This is a genomic window from Rahnella sp. AA, from assembly GCF_002834385.1.
GTDB lineage: Bacteria > Pseudomonadota > Gammaproteobacteria > Enterobacterales > Enterobacteriaceae > Rahnella.
Map to the genome: position 1 here is coordinate 349,503 of NZ_PITQ01000001.1, position 15,438 is coordinate 364,940.

Consider the following 15,438-nt stretch of genomic DNA (forward strand, 5'->3'; position numbering starts at 1 on the left):
ACAGGAGAGTCAGAATGTCGAATTTAATTCGTCGTTTTTTGCGTATGGAAGCCGCGGGCGGAGTTGTGCTCATCATTGCTGCCGTCGTGGCACTGGTTATGGCGAACAGCCCGTTGCAGGGTGTTTACCAGGCTTTTTTAGATATTCCGGTCACGCTGCGTTTTTCTGAATTGCTGATCGACAAACCGCTTCTGCTGTGGATTAACGATGGCCTGATGGCGGTGTTTTTCCTGATGATTGGCCTGGAAGTAAAACGTGAAATGTGTGAAGGCGCACTGGCTAATCGCGAGCAGGCGCTGTTTCCGGCAATCGCTGCGCTGGGTGGTATGATCGTTCCGGCGCTGATTTATCTGTTGTTTAACGGCAATGACGAAATTGCGCGTCAGGGCTGGGCCATCCCGGCGGCAACGGATATCGCTTTTGCATTGGGCGTTATGGCGCTGTTGGGATCACGGGTACCGACCGGACTAAAAGTTTTCCTGCTGGCGCTGGCCATCATTGATGATCTGGGTGCCATCGTGATTATCGCACTGTTCTACAGCCACGATATCTCGATGATGGCGCTGGGGTTGTCGGCAGTTTGCATCGCCGCGCTGGCCTGCCTGAACTGGCGCGGGGTCACTAAACTGACGCCATACCTGCTGATTGGCGCAATTTTCTGGGTATGTGTTCTGAAATCAGGTATCCATGCGACATTAGCGGGTGTGATCCTTGGCTTCCTGATCCCGCTGAATACCAAAGAAAATAAGGCTTCACCGGCACGCCGCCTGGAGCACGGTATTCATCCGTACGTTGCCTGGTTTATTTTGCCAATTTTTGCTTTTGCGAATGCGGGGATTTCTTTGCAGGGCGTGACGGCTTCCGGGGCATTTTCCCTGCTGCCGATGGGGATTGCGGCGGGCCTGCTGCTGGGTAAACCGCTGGGCATCATGTTGTTCAGCTGTGCGGCACTTAAACTGGGCATCACCCGTTTACCGTCAGGGATTTCATTCGGCCAGATTTCAGCCGTTTCCGTGCTGTGCGGCATTGGCTTCACCATGTCGATTTTCATTGGTTCACTGGCCTTCGCCCTGAGGGATCCGGCACTGCTGACTTACGCGAAAATGGGCATCCTGATGGGGTCGGTGGCTTCGGCGCTATTGGGATATGCGCTGTTGAATCGTGCTTTGCCAAAGAAAGTTGTTAAACACTGACTGACAGGCTGCGCGCTGAGTCGTGCAGCCTGATAGCAATCTCGCGCTTCAGAGAAGGATGAAAACATGCCTCATATTAATTACAACCATTTGTATTATTTTTGGCACGTGTGTAAATCAGGTTCTGTAGTGGGGGCCGCCGAGGCGTTATATCTGACCCCGCAGACGATTACCGGCCAGATCAAATCACTGGAAGAAAGGCTGGGCGGAAAGCTTTTTAAACGGCAGGGCCGCGGGCTAGTCCCTTCTGAGCTGGGCCAGCTGGTCTATCGCTATGCGGACAAAATGTTCATCCTCAGCCAGGAAATGCTGGATATCGTGAACTATCGCAAAGAGTCTAGCCAGTTGTTTGATGTTGGCGTTGCGGACGCGTTATCTAAGCGGTTGGTCAGCCGGGTATTAGAGGCAGCCGTTCCCGACAACGCACAAATCCATCTACGCTGTTTCGAATCGACGCATGAAATGCTGCTGGAACAACTGAGCCTGCATAAGCTGGATATGATTCTGTCTGATTGCCCGGTGGACTCCACGCAGCAGGAAGGGTTGTTCTCGGTGAAGTTGGGTGAAAGCCCGGTCAGCTTCTTTTGCTGTAATCCGCCGTCAGGTATGGATTTTCCTGCCTGTCTGGAACAACGTTCATTGCTTATCCCTGGTCGCCGTTCGATGCTTGGGCGTAAATTGCTAAACTGGTTTACCACGCAGGGGCTGAACGTCAATATTCTCGGTGAGTTTGATGATGCGGCGCTGATGAAGGCCTTCGGCATGAACAACGATGCCATTTTTATCGCCCCGGCTATCTACTCATCAACAGAATTTCAGGACGAGAAAATAGAAGAAGTCGGGCGGGTAGACGGGATTATGGAAGAGTATTACGTGATTTTTGCGGAAAGGATGATTCAGCATCCTTCGGTACAACGGATTTGTCACACTGATTTTTCGGCGCTATTTTCCTGAAACTTAACAGCCTGAAAAGACTCAAATTTCAGATATAAAAAAACCGGCATAAGCCGGTTTTTTTATCAAGCATTTCAGCGTAATGCGATTATTGCATTGCGTTGATTTGCGCAGTCAGGTTTGACTTATGACGCGCTGCTTTGTTTTTGTGGATCAGGCCTTTGCAAGACTGACGGTCCACAATTGGTTGCATTTCGTTAAATGCATTTTGTGCAGCAGCTTTGTCGCCTGCTGCAATAGCCGCGTATACCTTTTTGATAAAGGTACGCATCATAGAACGACGGCTCGCGTTGTGCTTACGGCGTTTTTCTGACTGTACGGCGCGTTTCTTAGCTGATTTGATATTAGCCAAGGCCAACTCCCAAATATTTTTCTATTGATGAACAATTCAAAGGCCGAGGAATATGCCTTTTCGGTCTTCTTTTGTCAACGGATTTGTGCAAATAAGCGGCGCTTTTAAGCGTGAACTTTAATCGTCGCTTGTTACGTTGTGATGGCGCAGGATTTTAACAGCTTCCGGCATCGGAATACAGTCTTTCGCGAGAAAAATCGACAGGAGAGTGTACAAACTGCCCACTGCGGCCATTAACGCTTTGTTTATGCGAAAAGTCACGCATTCCCTGCATGCAACGAAAGATTTTCATCGCCACGCCGCCATTTGAACCGCAATATCTGCCGTATGCAAGAGAGAATGGTGTGATCCTGCTAATCGCTGGTTAACCTTGGAGGCTGTACAAGGTATAATCCGCCGATTTCCATCGTTATGAGTCAGCATTGGATTTGAGCCAGCTATGGAGCTAATTCGCGGAATACACAATATTCGAGCACGTCATCATGGATGTGTGCTGACTATTGGCAATTTTGATGGTGTACATCGTGGTCATCAGGCCCTGATTGAACAGCTGAAGCTGGAAGGTCAACGTCTGGGACTGCCGGTGATGGTAATGATTTTTGAGCCACAGCCGCTTGAGTTGTTCGCAGGCGACAAAGCGCCGGCGCGGCTGACCAGTTTGCGTGATAAAGCCAGATATCTGGCCGAGTGCGGGGTAGATTACTTGCTATGTGTGCGTTTCGAACCCCGGTTCGCGGCGCATATGGCACAGGAATTTATCTCGGCATTACTGGTTGAGAAGCTGGGTGTCAGGTTCCTCACTGTTGGGGATGACTTCCGCTTTGGTGCAAACCGTCTGGGGGACTTTGAGCTGCTACAAAAAGCCGGTGAAGAATACGGTTTTGAAGTGATCAGCACGCAAACTTTCCGTGAAGGTGCTAATCGAATCAGCAGCACGGCAATACGCAATGCGCTGCGTGACGATGATTTGTCACTGGCCGAAAATTTGCTGGGCCACCCGTTCAGCATCTCTGGCCGGGTTGTTCACGGCGATAAGCTGGGGCGTACCATCGGTTTCCCGACGGCCAACGTGCCGCTGAAACGCGTGGTTTCGCCTGTGCGCGGTGTTTATGCCGTGGATGTTTTCGGTCTCGGGCCTGAGCCTTTACCGGGCGTAGCCAACATTGGCATACGGCCAACGGTCGGCGGTGTGCGCAAGCAGTTGGAAGTGCACCTTCTCGACACCACATTAGATCTATACGGGCGCCACATTGAGGTGGTGCTTCGCGCGAAATTGCGCAACGAACAGCGTTTTTCCTCGCTTGATGCTTTGAAGCAACAAATTGCGAACGATGAGGTGACGGCCCGGGAATTCTTTGGGTTAAAGACACCACGCTAAACATGTACTGACAGGCGTGTAACAAAGCCTGGAATCCAGCCGAAAAACGGAACCGAGAATCTATGAGTGACTACAAGAACACCCTGAATTTGCCGGAAACAGGGTTCCCGATGCGTGGCGATCTGGCCAAGCGTGAACCTGACATGCTGAAAAATTGGTATGACCAGGATCTGTACGGGATTATTCGTGCTGCCAAGAAAGGCAAAAAAACCTTTATTTTGCATGACGGCCCTCCGTATGCGAACGGCAGCATTCATATTGGTCACTCAGTAAACAAAATTCTTAAAGATATGATTATCAAGTCCAAAGGGCTTGCGGGCTTCGACGCGCCGTATGTTCCGGGCTGGGATTGTCATGGTCTGCCGATTGAGCTGAAAGTTGAACAACTGATCGGCAAGCCGGGTGAGAAAGTGACGGCGGCTGAGTTCCGTGAAGCGTGCCGTAAATATGCCGCAGAGCAGGTTGAAGGCCAGAAGAAAGATTTCATCCGTCTGGGCGTGCTGGGCGACTGGGATCACCCGTACCTGACTATGGACTTCAAAACTGAAGCCAACATCATCCGTGCGCTGGGCAAAATCATCGGTAACGGTCACCTGCATAAAGGGGCGAAACCTGTTCACTGGTGTACCGATTGCGGCTCTTCACTGGCTGAAGCGGAAGTTGAGTATTACGACAAAACGTCCCCGTCTATCGATGTGACGTTTAACGCCACTGACGCAGCGGCTGTGGCAGCGAAATTCGGTGCGGCTTCCTTTAATGGCCCGATTTCTCTGGTCATCTGGACCACCACCCCGTGGACCATGCCTGCAAACCGCGCAATTTCCCTGAATCCTGAATTCTCTTATCAGCTGGTTCAGGTGGAAGGTCAGTGTCTGATTCTGGCAACCGATCTGGTTGAAAGCGTCATGAAACGCGCCGGTATCGCAGAATGGACTGTGCTGGGCGAATGCAAAGGTGCAGATCTTGAATTACTGCGCTTTAAACACCCGTTCCTGGGCTTCGACGTTCCGGCTATTTTGGGCGATCACGTGACGCTCGACGCCGGTACAGGTGCTGTACATACCGCGCCGGGCCACGGTCCTGATGACTTTGTTATCGGCCAGAAGTACGGCCTGGAAGTGGCTAACCCGGTTGGCCCGAACGGTTGTTATCTGCCGGGAACTTACCCGACGCTGGACGGCAAGTTTGTCTTTAAAGCCAATGATTTGATCGTCGAACTGCTGCGTGAAAAAGGCGCATTGCTGCACGTTGAGAAAATCACGCACAGCTACCCTTGCTGCTGGCGTCACAAAACGCCAATCATCTTCCGCGCAACGCCGCAATGGTTCATCAGCATGGATCAGAAAGGCCTGCGTAAGCAGTCACTGGAAGAGATCAAAGGCGTTCAGTGGATCCCAGACTGGGGTCAGGCGCGTATTGAAAACATGGTCGCTAACCGTCCTGACTGGTGTATCTCCCGTCAGCGTACCTGGGGCGTACCGATGTCTCTGTTTGTCCACAAAGACACTGAGCAACTGCATCCGCGCAGCCTTGAGCTGATGGAAGAAGTCGCAAAACGCGTTGAAGTTGACGGCATTCAGGCGTGGTGGGATCTGAACCCTGAAGATATTTTGGGTGCGGACGCCGCCGATTACGTCAAAGTGCCGGATACGCTGGATGTGTGGTTCGACTCCGGTTCTACGCATTCTTCTGTTGTGGATGTGCGCCCTGAGTTCAACGGCCATTCCCCGGATCTGTATCTGGAAGGCTCCGACCAGCATCGCGGCTGGTTCATGTCTTCACTGATGATTTCGACAGCGATGAAAGGCAAAGCGCCTTACAAACAAGTTCTGACGCACGGTTTCACCGTGGACGGTCAGGGCCGCAAAATGTCCAAATCCATCGGCAACACCATTGCGCCTCAGGACGTGATGAACAAGCTGGGTGGCGACATCCTGCGTCTTTGGGTCGCGTCAACGGATTACACCGGTGAAATCGCCGTGTCCGACGAAATCCTCAAACGCGCTGCTGATTCTTACCGTCGTATCCGTAACACCGCGCGCTTCCTGCTGGCGAACCTTAACGGTTTCGATCCGGCGCTGCACAGCGTGGCTCCGGAAGACATGGTGGTTCTGGACCGCTGGGCCGTTGGCCGCGCGAAAGCTGCACAGGAAGAGATCATTGCCGCGTATGAAGCCTATGATTTCCACGGTGTGGTTCAGCGTCTGATGCAGTTCTGTTCCATCGAGATGGGTTCTTTCTATCTGGATATCATTAAAGATCGCCAGTACACCGCAAAAAGCGACAGCGTTGCACGTCGCAGCTGCCAGACCGCGCTGTATTACATCAGCGAAGCTCTGGTCCGCTGGATGGCGCCGATCATGTCCTTCACAGCGGATGAAATCTGGGCCGAATTGCCGGGCCAGCGTGAGAAATTCGTCTTTACTGAAGAATGGTTTGACGGTCTGTTTGGCCTGACCGGTAACGAATCCATGAACGATGCGTTCTGGGATGAGCTGCTGAAAGTTCGTGGCGAAGTGAACAAGGTGATTGAACAGGCGCGTGCCGATAAACGTCTGGGCGGTTCTCTGGAAGCGGCGGTTACGCTGTATGCCGATGACGCTCTGGCGGCCGATCTGCGCTCACTGGGCAATGAACTGCGCTTCGTACTGCTGACTTCCGGTGCGAAAGTGGCTGCGCTGTCAGAAGCTGACGGATCCGCTCAGCCAAGTGAATTGCTCAAAGGCCTGAAAATTGGTCTGGCAAAAGCAGAAGGCGACAAGTGCCCGCGCTGCTGGCATTACACGACTGACGTCGGCCAGAACGCGGAACACAGCGAACTCTGTGGCCGCTGTGTGACCAACATTGCCGGCGACGGCGAAGAGCGTAAGTTTGCATAATGAGTAAATCGATCTGTTCCACCGGACTCCGCTGGCTCTGGCTGGCGGTCGTGGTCATCATCGTGGATCTGGGCAGTAAGTTCCTCATCATGGGGAACTTCCAGCTTGGCGAATCCATGCCGCTGATCCCGTATTTGAACCTGTTCTATGCGCAAAACCACGGGGCAGCGTTTAGCTTCCTGGCGGATAAAGGCGGCTGGCAGCGCTGGTTCTTTGCTGTGATTGCACTGGCAATCGTCGTGGCGCTGGTGGTACTGATGTACCGTGGTACCGCGAAGCAAAAACTCAATAACATCGCGTTTGCGATGATTATCGGCGGGGCGTTAGGTAATTTGTTCGACCGCCTGTATCACGGTTTCGTGGTCGACTTTATCGACTTCTATGTCGGCAACTGGCATTTCGCGACGTTCAATCTGGCTGACAGCTTTATTTGCGTCGGTGCAGCGCTGGTCGTGCTGGAAGGTTTTCTGGCAAAACCTAAAGAAGCGGAAAAGAGCAAAGGATAAGTATGATGTCTCAACAGGTGAAACATGACAGCGCCGTGCTGGTGCATTTTACGTTGAAACTGGAAGACGGTTCGACGGCAGAATCGACCCGCGCGAACGGCAAACCCGCGCTGTTTTGCCTTGGCGATGGCAGCTTGTCTGACGCGCTGGAAAATCAGCTGTTAGGCCTGACGGTGGGCGACAAGCGCGCATTTACCCTTGCACCTGAATCGGCGTTTGGCGGCAAAAGCCCCGATCTGGTTCAGTTCTTTTCACGCCGTGACTTCCAGGAAACAGGCGTGCCGGATGTCGGCACGATTATGCTGTTTTCCGGGCGTGATGGCAGCGAAATGCCGGGCGTGGTGCGTGAGGTGACGGAAGATTCGATCACTGTAGATTTCAATCATCCGCTGGCGGGACAGCATATCGATTTCGATATTGAAGTGCTGGAAATCGATCCGCAACGGGAGGAGAAGCATGCAGATATTGCTGGCTAATCCGCGAGGATTTTGTGCGGGCGTTGACCGTGCAATCAGCATCGTAGAACGCGCGCTGGAAATTTACGGCGCGCCGATTTACGTTCGCCATGAAGTGGTGCATAACCGCTATGTGGTTGACAGCCTGCGTCAGCGCGGCGCTGTTTTTATTGAGCAAATCAGCGAAGTGCCCGATGGCTCGATTCTGATTTTCTCCGCTCATGGTGTGTCTCAGGCCGTTCGCGCAGAAGCGAAAGCGCGTGACCTGACCATGCTGTTTGACGCCACTTGTCCGCTCGTGACCAAAGTGCATATGGAAGTTGCACGTGCCAGCCGTAAAGGCACCGAAGCGATTCTGATTGGTCATGCCGGTCACCCGGAAGTGGAAGGCACGATGGGCCAGTACAGCAACCCGAACGGGGGAATGTATCTGGTCGAGGCGCCGGAGGATGTCTATAAATTGCAGGTGAAAGACGAAAATAACCTGTGCTTTATGACACAAACCACGCTTTCTGTTGATGATACTTCTGCGGTGATTGATGCGCTGCGCGATCGTTTCCCGAAAATTATCGGGCCGCGTAAAGACGATATTTGCTATGCGACAACCAACCGTCAGGAAGCCGTGCGTACGCTGGCGGATGGTGCGGATGTCGTGCTGGTGGTCGGCTCAAAGAACTCTTCCAACTCCAACCGTCTGGCAGAACTGGCACAGCGTGTGGGGGTTCCTTCTTATCTGATCGACTCTGCGGCAGATATCCAGGAAAGCTGGCTGAAAGACGCCAAAAGCATCGGGTTAACCGCGGGTGCGTCAGCGCCGGATATTTTGGTACAAGATGTGATCAGCAAGCTGAAGGCTTTTGGCGGGCTTGATGTGATTAATATCGAAGGGCGCGAAGAAAATATCGTGTTCGAAGTGCCGAAAGAGTTGCGTATGGATGTACGTCAGATCGACTGATGAAAAGCATAAAAATGAAAAACCGGCTCATGTAGCCGGTTTTTTTTCGTCGTTTGTCAGGCACCCGTTAATGATTTTCGAGCCTGAACAAATTCTGCGGCGCGCCGACGGTCGTCGTTTTGGCGTGCAGCAAAGCGCCTTCCAGTGAGTGCGGGGCATCAAGATTTTTGCGCGCCGACGTGATAAATATTTCCGTCATATCCGGGCCACCAAAGGTGCAGCAGCTGGGCTGCGTGACGGGAACCGGCAGAGTGTCCAGCGTCAGCAATTCTCCCTGATTAATTTGCTGGCGTAGCAGGCACTTTGAGCCCCAGCAGGCAGTGATAAGCCAGCCGTTTTGCGTCAGTGCTGAACCGTCGGGGATTTTGTCGCCGGAGGAGAAACAGGAAATTTTCAAAGGATTAATGCGGCGGGCGTTAGCGGAATAAAAGCGGTTTTTCCGGCTGTCTGCAAACCAGACTTTGCCTTCATGCCAGACCAGCGTATTGGTTGTCCCCACGTTATCGAGCATGATTTCAGGCTTTTCAGCCCCGGCCTCAAAACGATACCACGCGCCGGTCATCTGCTCTTCTTCAATATCCATCGTGCCAAACCAAAGTGAGCCATCAGGCGCGACAGCGGCTTCATTCGGACGCGTGCCTTCCACCCCGGGGTAATCGCAGAGTTTTTGCCGGGTTTGAGATTCATAATCGTAGAGATGAACGCCATCCTGAGAAACCAGCAAAAAGACATTTCGCTTTTGCGTGAGTAACACACCGCTGGTCAGCGTCGGAAGATCATGAATTTCAGTCAATCCGCTGGCGGGCCAGTAGCGCAGAACGCGCTGAGCCAGAATATCGACCCACAGCAAAGATTGTGTGCGCTGGCACCAGACGGGAGTCTCACCCAATTCGGCTCGATAGTCGCCAATGGCTGTTATGTCGGACCGGAAAAATGCTGACATCGCAAAGCTCTCCTGCTGGCTGTAAAAAGGATACAACGAAATACTCGGTATATTGAGTCTAGTCCGGCTTTGCCCTCCGGTAACAGAACAAATGGTGTAAAAAGAAAGGGCCTGCCCGTCAATAAGACGTAAAGCTGGCCCCAAAAGTTCAGTGGCTAAGACTTAGAAATCGTATCTCAGACGGATCAGGTTCATATCACCGAGGTTATCGGTAGAGGATGTGAACACATGTTCGTAATCAACACGGAAGCCGTAATCCAGCTGGAACGAAATGCCCAGACCGTTATCGATGCGCTGATAGTCACGGCCGGTCACATAGGTTATACGGTCACCCATGAAGTAAGGCTGAATGGTTTTCACCGCATACTGGTTGATTGGGAATGCATAGCCCAGGAAGTATTCCAGACCGTACGCATCACCCGCGAAGAAGTGATCTACGTTTTTCTGGCCAGTCATCGTGAAGTCGTGGTAGTAACCGCCACCGAAGGATGCTGTCCAGTTGCCCGGTTTCCAGCTCAGAGCGGTACCCATGATGCTCTGGTTGTATTCTTTGGATGTGTTCGCGCCAGGGTTTCTCATTTCTGCGTCGGTGTAGTTGTACGCAGTACCCCATGTCAGGTCTTTGGTGATGTGGTAATCCACACCCACAGAACCGCCACCCTTACGTTTGTAACGCAGGCCGTTTTTACCGGTCAGCAGCTCACTGTCTGCGAACAGATAAGAAGCATATACATCGGCGTTGCCGAAGGTATTTTTATATTTAAGCATCTGACGGGAGCGGTAAGAACCATCGTAGTCACCGTTAACACCGTTGCCTGGTGCTTGAGCAACCATGTCGTAGTCCCAGATATCAGTTTTCGCGCCAACAACATCATAATAAACGCTGTTCTGCTGGCCGAAAGTCAGCTGACCGTAGGTTTTGCTTTTCAGACCGGTGTACAGCATACGACGGCTCGTGTTACGTGCACCTTTCTGGTAGTGATTATCCCAGCCAGTCAGCGCAGGAATGTTAACACCCAGCTCGTAGTAGTTAATCCAGCTGATATCATCAAACAGATAATAATCAGTTGAGAAACGGAAACGTGTACCACCGTCAAAACCGTTGGTTTTGTAGTTTTTAACGCCATTCTGGAACTGGAACTGCGGACGAATACTCCCGCCAACCTGGAATTGCAGACGGCTCAGCGGATCGTTAGGCTGTGGGTCTTGTTTAATCAGTGTGATTTCTGCGTGTGAAGCAAAAGATGCCAGACCAAACAGCAGGCCAGCGGTCGCCACTTGCGTGACTTTGTTAAGTTTGAATTTCATGTTATGTCCCTGTGCCAATATACTGATCCGAATAAATCAGCAACAAAATTGGCAGCGTATTTTTTAATATTTCCCCTCACTCATGACTGTCTGGTAAGGGTGAAGACGCGCCTTATGGTGCCAGGCTACCCATCTTAGCTATCCTTAAATCAAATTTAGATAGTTAAAATTAGGTGGCTATTTATTATCACAATCATTGATTTTATCAATATTATTTCGCCACATATAATAAAAATTTAATGTTTAAAATCTAAGAAAAGGAGGATTTGCGGCGTTTTTCGGCACAGGGGGATAAGGGGAAAGAGGACGAGACCCTGAGTGTTTATCCTCAGGGCAGTTTTTCAAACGTGTGACCAATAATCCGAGCTGTTAATCAGGTGCATATTTTCTTTCATCTGCTCGGGCTGCATTGCCGATACATCTTGCCCGGCAGAAAACACCGCCATTGCTTCCACGAGAAGCTGTACCTGGGTACTTTCAAGATACTGACCATCATCAAGCATGATTTTTTTATTTTGATAATTTGCACCATTGAACCAGTTTTCGAGAGTCACTGAGTCAGCTGACCCGATCTCGCAGATCAGTAAATTTTTGTTTGTCTTCGAAAACCAGAGGTCATGTGTTTGGGCGTCGGTGAAAAGTAGGGTATCGCTTTCACCTGCCGTACTGAGAGAGTCATATACCACATCCTGCCCATGCCCTTTTGCAAAAAGATAGGTATCTGAGCCTGACCCACCATTCAGGGTGTCATTACCCGTGCCGCCGTCGAGGATATCGCTGCCCGCGTTGCCATAAAGAGTGTCGCGACCGGCGCCGCCGGTCAGGATATCCGCAGTATACCAGCCGTTGAGGGAGTCATTGCCCTCTGTCCCGTTCACCACCATCAGCATGGTTTCAAGGTCGGCGACGCCGAGGGTTTTGTCCTCAAAGGCAAAGCGGAGGAGACGGTGACTGGCATAGTTGAAATAGTCGGGAAGGGTGACGGCATCGTCGTCGCCGTAAGCCTGAATAATCAGATTGCTGCCCTGCTTGCTGAAACGTGCCTCAGCGGCGCGGGCCCCGGCGAAGCGCAGGGTATCTGCCTGTTCGTCCTTCGTGGCAGAATCAATGACGGAATCCTTCCCGTGACCGGCGGCGAAGAGATAGGTATCAGACTCATTGGTGCCACCGTTCAGGGTGTCATTGCCCGCGCCGCCGTCAAGGATATCGCTGCCTGCGTTGCCGTTCAGGGTGTCATTGCCTGCGCCACCGGTCAGGATATCTGCCGCATACCAGCCGTTAAGATAGTCATTGCCTGCCGTACCGTTCACCACCATGAGCTTGGCTTCAAGGTCGGCGACGCCGAGGGTTTTGTCCTCAAAGGCAAAGCGGAGGAGACGGTGACTGGCATAGTTGAAATAGTCGGGAAGGGTGACGGCATCGTCGTCGCCGTAAGCCTGAATAATCAGATTGCTGCCCTGCTTGCTGAAACGTGCCTCAGCGACGCGGGCCCCGGCGAAGCGCAGGGTATCTGCCTGTTCGTTCTTCGTGGCAGAATCAATGACGGAATCCTTCCCGTGACCGGCGGCGAAGAGATAGGTATCAGACTCATTGGTGCCACCATTCAGGAAGTCATTGCCCGCACCGCCGTCGAGGATATCGTTGCCCGCGTTGCCATAAAGAGTGTCGTTACCGGCACCGCCGGTCAGGATATCCGCGGTATACCAGCCGTTGAGGGAGTCATTGCCTGCCGTACCGTTCACCACCATCAGCATGGCTTCAAGGTCGGCGATGCTGAGGGTTTTGTCCTCAAAGGCAAAGCGGAGGAAACGGTGACTGGCATAGTTGAAATAGTCGGGAATGGTGACGGTATCATCGTCGCCGTAAGCCTGAATAATCAGGTCGTTCCCCTGTTTGCTGAAGCGGGCCTCAGCGGCGCGGGCCCCGGCGAAGCGCAGGGTATCGGCCTGTTCCTCTTTATCCGCAGTTTCAGAGATCGTATCCTGGCCATGCCCGGCGGCGAAAAGGTAGGTGTCAGATTCGTAGGCGCCGCCGTTCAGGCGGTCATTGCCCGCACCGCCGTCAAGGATATCGTGGCCTGCGTTCCCGTAGAGGTTATCGTTACCCTCACCGCCGGTGAGCATATCGCCCGCATACCAGCCGTTGAGGGAGTCATTGCCCTCTGTCCCGTTCACCACCATCAGCATGGCCTCAAGGTCGGCAGTGCCGAGGGTTTTGTCATCAAAGGCGAAGTGGAGGAAACGGTTGCTGGTATAGCTAAAATAACCGATGAGGGTGACGGCATCTTCGGCACCATAAGCCTGAACGATCAGGTCGTTTCCTTCTTTGCTGAAGCGTGCGCTGGCAGCATTTGCTCCGGCAAAACGCAGGGTATCGGCCTGCTCCTCTTTAGTTGCAGTTTCAACGATCGTATCCTGGCCATGACCGGCAGCGAAGAGATAGGTGTCTGCGCTATAGGTATGCCCCGCAAGCCTTCCATCTGTCGAGTCACTCAGTATATAAAATTGGGAATATGAAGATAATAAATCTATCTCCTCATAGAATTGAGGCATATATGTCAGCAGGCTGGAAGCCGTCGAGGTCAGGCTGATAAAATACAAAGGATCGCTTTTCTTAATGGACTCAAGGAAGCTATTGAACGTATTGAAATTAAGTGAAAAACCACTGAGATCATTTTTGATAGTGGGTGTAATAAGTGAAAATTCTTCTTTGTAGATTGTTTGGTAAAGCAGCTGGGCAAGGATGTACTGATGAAATTTTTGGTACTCATCGGTAAGAACTGCACCGGCCTGACTTAAAGGGTTAACGGTATTATTTGTTTTGTTGAGATAATTTTCGCCTGATGCCATTTCTAACACAGCCAGTTTTTTAGCATCTACATAGATTCCCCTTGAGCCATTTTCAACATGATTAATACCCGACCAGGAATAGATTATCTCATCTACGAGAGTATTAATGTTGCTACTGGTAGGGCTGGAAATAAAGCTATCTACAAGGGCCTTAAGTTCTGTATTTTTTGCAATTGCAACGTGGAGATCTACAATGTTTCCAAATCCTCTGATATAGGGCATAGCAAGGACTTCACTCGATAAGTCTGCTTCAGGGATATAATGAGTATTACCTCTATCCATTTCAAACCAGACATCTGACGATTCGCCTGTACTCCCCTCGGTGAACATGAAATGACCATTTTGGCTATGGCTATTTCCATTCTTGTCAACTGCTGATGATGTAGTATAACTGGTTGAAATAGAGTCTACTTTCAATTCACGCAAAGACAATAATTCCCCGGTGTCTACTTTACCGTTACTGTTTTTATCCTGCCAGATATTGAGTTGTTGCCATATAGCATCGGCACTGTCGATTTTCCCATTATGATCATCATCTAACTCCTGTAATGCAAGATAGCCGTTTTTTGCTAACGTTCCATCCTTAAGATAAGTGTTATTACCAAACAGCTCACTGCCGGAATCTATATTACCATCATGGTTAATATCAAGAACCAACAAGCCATCATCTTTTCCAACCCAACCTGTTTTTTCGGCAAAGCTATTGTTGTCATGGTCAAAATAAACACCATCGGATAAGCTGATGGTTTCAACACCGTCGCCGTCGAGATCCAGGATAATTGGGGATGTAGTACGTTCAGCATCTGACAAGCTTGGTCCAAACAATTTTCCTAAGAAGAACCCTGCCGCAGCGAACGGAAGCATGTCTGGGGTTAGGTGTGGATTGTCGTGAACAAATTTATTCGTTTCTTCAAGTGCATTTTGCAGATTATATTTTTTGCGTTTGATGTAGTCATAAATGTCCCGGCCAAGCTTAGCAAGGAGGGTACCCGCCCCATTTTTTTCGAGTTCATCAGCAGCATTAAGCAACGCATTAAAGTAGTCAATAGCGCTATTTTTATTGTCGTTTATTTTATCTAATTCTGGTTTCAATGTTGGAATATATGAAGAGAGTTGCCCCGCAAGTTCGATTATTTTATCGGAACCATAATTTTTAATGTTATCTATTTCATCTTTTATATCAAGAGCTGTCTCGAGGGAAAATATAGGATCACTTTTAGGTGTTTTACTGGGATCCATAATATTGGAGTTTGGTAGTCTATCCGTATTGTCAATACGATTGCTGACCGCATATGGGTTTTGCAGACCATCCAGATAGTGAATTCCGGATTGGGAAAGAACATAGCCTGCGGCAGTTGTGCAGTTGAAATCGCCTTCGTTGTCTGGGAAAATGTCATAGTTATGTTTGCCATTTTCAAAAGCTAGAGCATTCTTAATAATATCACTATATTGTTTATCTGTGACCTCTATGATTATTTGAGAGGTCGGAACTCGGTTTTCCATTAAATCATCTGTCATGTGCCCTTCGGCATCTAGGCCTGCGAGGCTACTTGTCGTGCTATTGGAGAAACTGAAATATTCAAGACCGGAGGATGGATCTTCTAATTTTATCCATGTATGAATAAATCCAACTCCATCTAATATTTCAGAGTCGTTCATTATAGTA

General features: G+C 50.6%; 11 protein-coding genes. 7 read left to right on the plus strand and 4 right to left on the minus strand.

The features are described from left to right. Positions 1-14: 14 nt before the first annotated feature. Both nhaA and nhaR read left to right on the plus strand, forming a co-directional pair. Positions 15-1,193, plus strand: a complete 1,179-nt coding sequence (gene nhaA, locus CWS43_RS01585) for a Na+/H+ antiporter NhaA (RefSeq protein ID WP_101075114.1) — start codon at positions 15-17, stop codon at positions 1,191-1,193. 66 nt (positions 1,194-1,259) lie between these two features. Beyond that, the gene (gene nhaR / locus CWS43_RS01590; RefSeq protein ID WP_101075115.1) at positions 1,260-2,147 is read left to right on the plus strand and encodes a transcriptional activator NhaR; all 888 of its coding nucleotides are present in this window, start codon (positions 1,260-1,262) and stop codon (positions 2,145-2,147) included. An 88-nt stretch (positions 2,148-2,235) separates the two neighbouring features. Here the strand turns inward: nhaR and rpsT are convergent, their stop codons facing one another. Then, the gene (gene rpsT / locus CWS43_RS01595) at positions 2,236-2,499 is read right to left on the minus strand and encodes a 30S ribosomal protein S20 (RefSeq protein ID WP_013577064.1); all 264 of its coding nucleotides are present in this window, start codon (positions 2,497-2,499) and stop codon (positions 2,236-2,238) included. Positions 2,500-2,938: 439 nt separating this feature from the next. Here rpsT and ribF point away from each other — a divergent pair, with 439 nt between their 5' ends. From ribF to ispH, 5 genes are all read left to right on the plus strand, one after another. Continuing rightward, entirely contained in the window at positions 2,939-3,877 is a 939-nt protein-coding gene (ribF, locus tag CWS43_RS01605) for a bifunctional riboflavin kinase/FAD synthetase (protein WP_101075116.1), read from the plus strand. 62 nt (positions 3,878-3,939) lie between these two features. Next, positions 3,940-6,756, plus strand: coding sequence for an isoleucine--tRNA ligase (gene ileS, locus CWS43_RS01610; protein WP_101075117.1), 2,817 nt, complete (start codon positions 3,940-3,942; stop codon positions 6,754-6,756). Further along, complete coding sequence (gene lspA / locus CWS43_RS01615) at positions 6,756-7,262, plus strand: signal peptidase II (RefSeq protein ID WP_101075118.1); 507 nt, start codon at positions 6,756-6,758, stop codon at positions 7,260-7,262. The genes ileS and lspA overlap by 1 nt, the downstream gene beginning before the upstream one ends. Before the next feature lie 5 nt (positions 7,263-7,267). Further along, on the plus strand, positions 7,268-7,738 hold the full coding sequence (gene fkpB, locus CWS43_RS01620) for an FKBP-type peptidyl-prolyl cis-trans isomerase (RefSeq protein WP_101075769.1): 471 nt from the start codon (positions 7,268-7,270) through the stop codon (positions 7,736-7,738). Then, entirely contained in the window at positions 7,719-8,672 is a 954-nt protein-coding gene (gene ispH / locus CWS43_RS01625; RefSeq protein WP_101075119.1) for a 4-hydroxy-3-methylbut-2-enyl diphosphate reductase, read from the plus strand. Before fkpB ends, ispH begins: the two co-directional genes overlap by 20 nt. Positions 8,673-8,739: 67 nt before the next feature. On the opposite strand, the gene CWS43_RS01630 is transcribed toward ispH, so the two are convergent. The 3 genes from CWS43_RS01630 to CWS43_RS27720 all read right to left on the minus strand — a co-directional run bounded on the left by CWS43_RS01630 (position 8,740) and on the right by CWS43_RS27720 (position 15,431). Continuing rightward, a complete protein-coding gene (locus CWS43_RS01630; protein WP_101075120.1) occupies positions 8,740-9,615 on the minus strand; it encodes an SMP-30/gluconolactonase/LRE family protein in 876 nt (291 codons plus the stop codon). 162 nt (positions 9,616-9,777) lie between these two features. Continuing rightward, positions 9,778-10,923, minus strand: a complete 1,146-nt coding sequence (locus CWS43_RS01635; RefSeq protein ID WP_101075121.1) for a porin — start codon at positions 10,921-10,923, stop codon at positions 9,778-9,780. A 341-nt stretch (positions 10,924-11,264) separates the two neighbouring features. Continuing rightward, on the minus strand, positions 11,265-15,431 hold the full coding sequence (locus CWS43_RS27720) for a calcium-binding protein (RefSeq protein WP_198555753.1): 4,167 nt from the start codon (positions 15,429-15,431) through the stop codon (positions 11,265-11,267). Positions 15,432-15,438 lie beyond the last annotated feature (7 nt).

What these genes read in the sequence shown, in the direction of transcription:
- nhaA (WP_101075114.1), top strand. Translation starts at nt 15, where the DNA reads ATGTCGAATTTAATTCGTCGTTTTTTGCGTATGGAAGCCGCGGGCGGA.
- nhaR (WP_101075115.1), top strand. Translation starts at nt 1,260, where the DNA reads ATGCCTCATATTAATTACAACCATTTGTATTATTTTTGGCACGTGTGT.
- ribF (WP_101075116.1), top strand. Translation starts at nt 2,939, where the DNA reads ATGGAGCTAATTCGCGGAATACACAATATTCGAGCACGTCATCATGGA.
- ileS (WP_101075117.1), top strand. Translation starts at nt 3,940, where the DNA reads ATGAGTGACTACAAGAACACCCTGAATTTGCCGGAAACAGGGTTCCCG.
- lspA (WP_101075118.1), top strand. Translation starts at nt 6,756, where the DNA reads ATGAGTAAATCGATCTGTTCCACCGGACTCCGCTGGCTCTGGCTGGCG.
- fkpB (WP_101075769.1), top strand. Translation starts at nt 7,268, where the DNA reads ATGTCTCAACAGGTGAAACATGACAGCGCCGTGCTGGTGCATTTTACG.
- ispH (WP_101075119.1), top strand. Translation starts at nt 7,719, where the DNA reads ATGCAGATATTGCTGGCTAATCCGCGAGGATTTTGTGCGGGCGTTGAC.
- CWS43_RS01630 (WP_101075120.1), bottom strand. Translation starts at nt 9,615, where the DNA reads ATGTCAGCATTTTTCCGGTCCGACATAACAGCCATTGGCGACTATCGA.
- CWS43_RS01635 (WP_101075121.1), bottom strand. Translation starts at nt 10,923, where the DNA reads ATGAAATTCAAACTTAACAAAGTCACGCAAGTGGCGACCGCTGGCCTG.
- CWS43_RS27720 (WP_198555753.1), bottom strand. Translation starts at nt 15,431, where the DNA reads ATGAACGACTCTGAAATATTAGATGGAGTTGGATTTATTCATACATGG.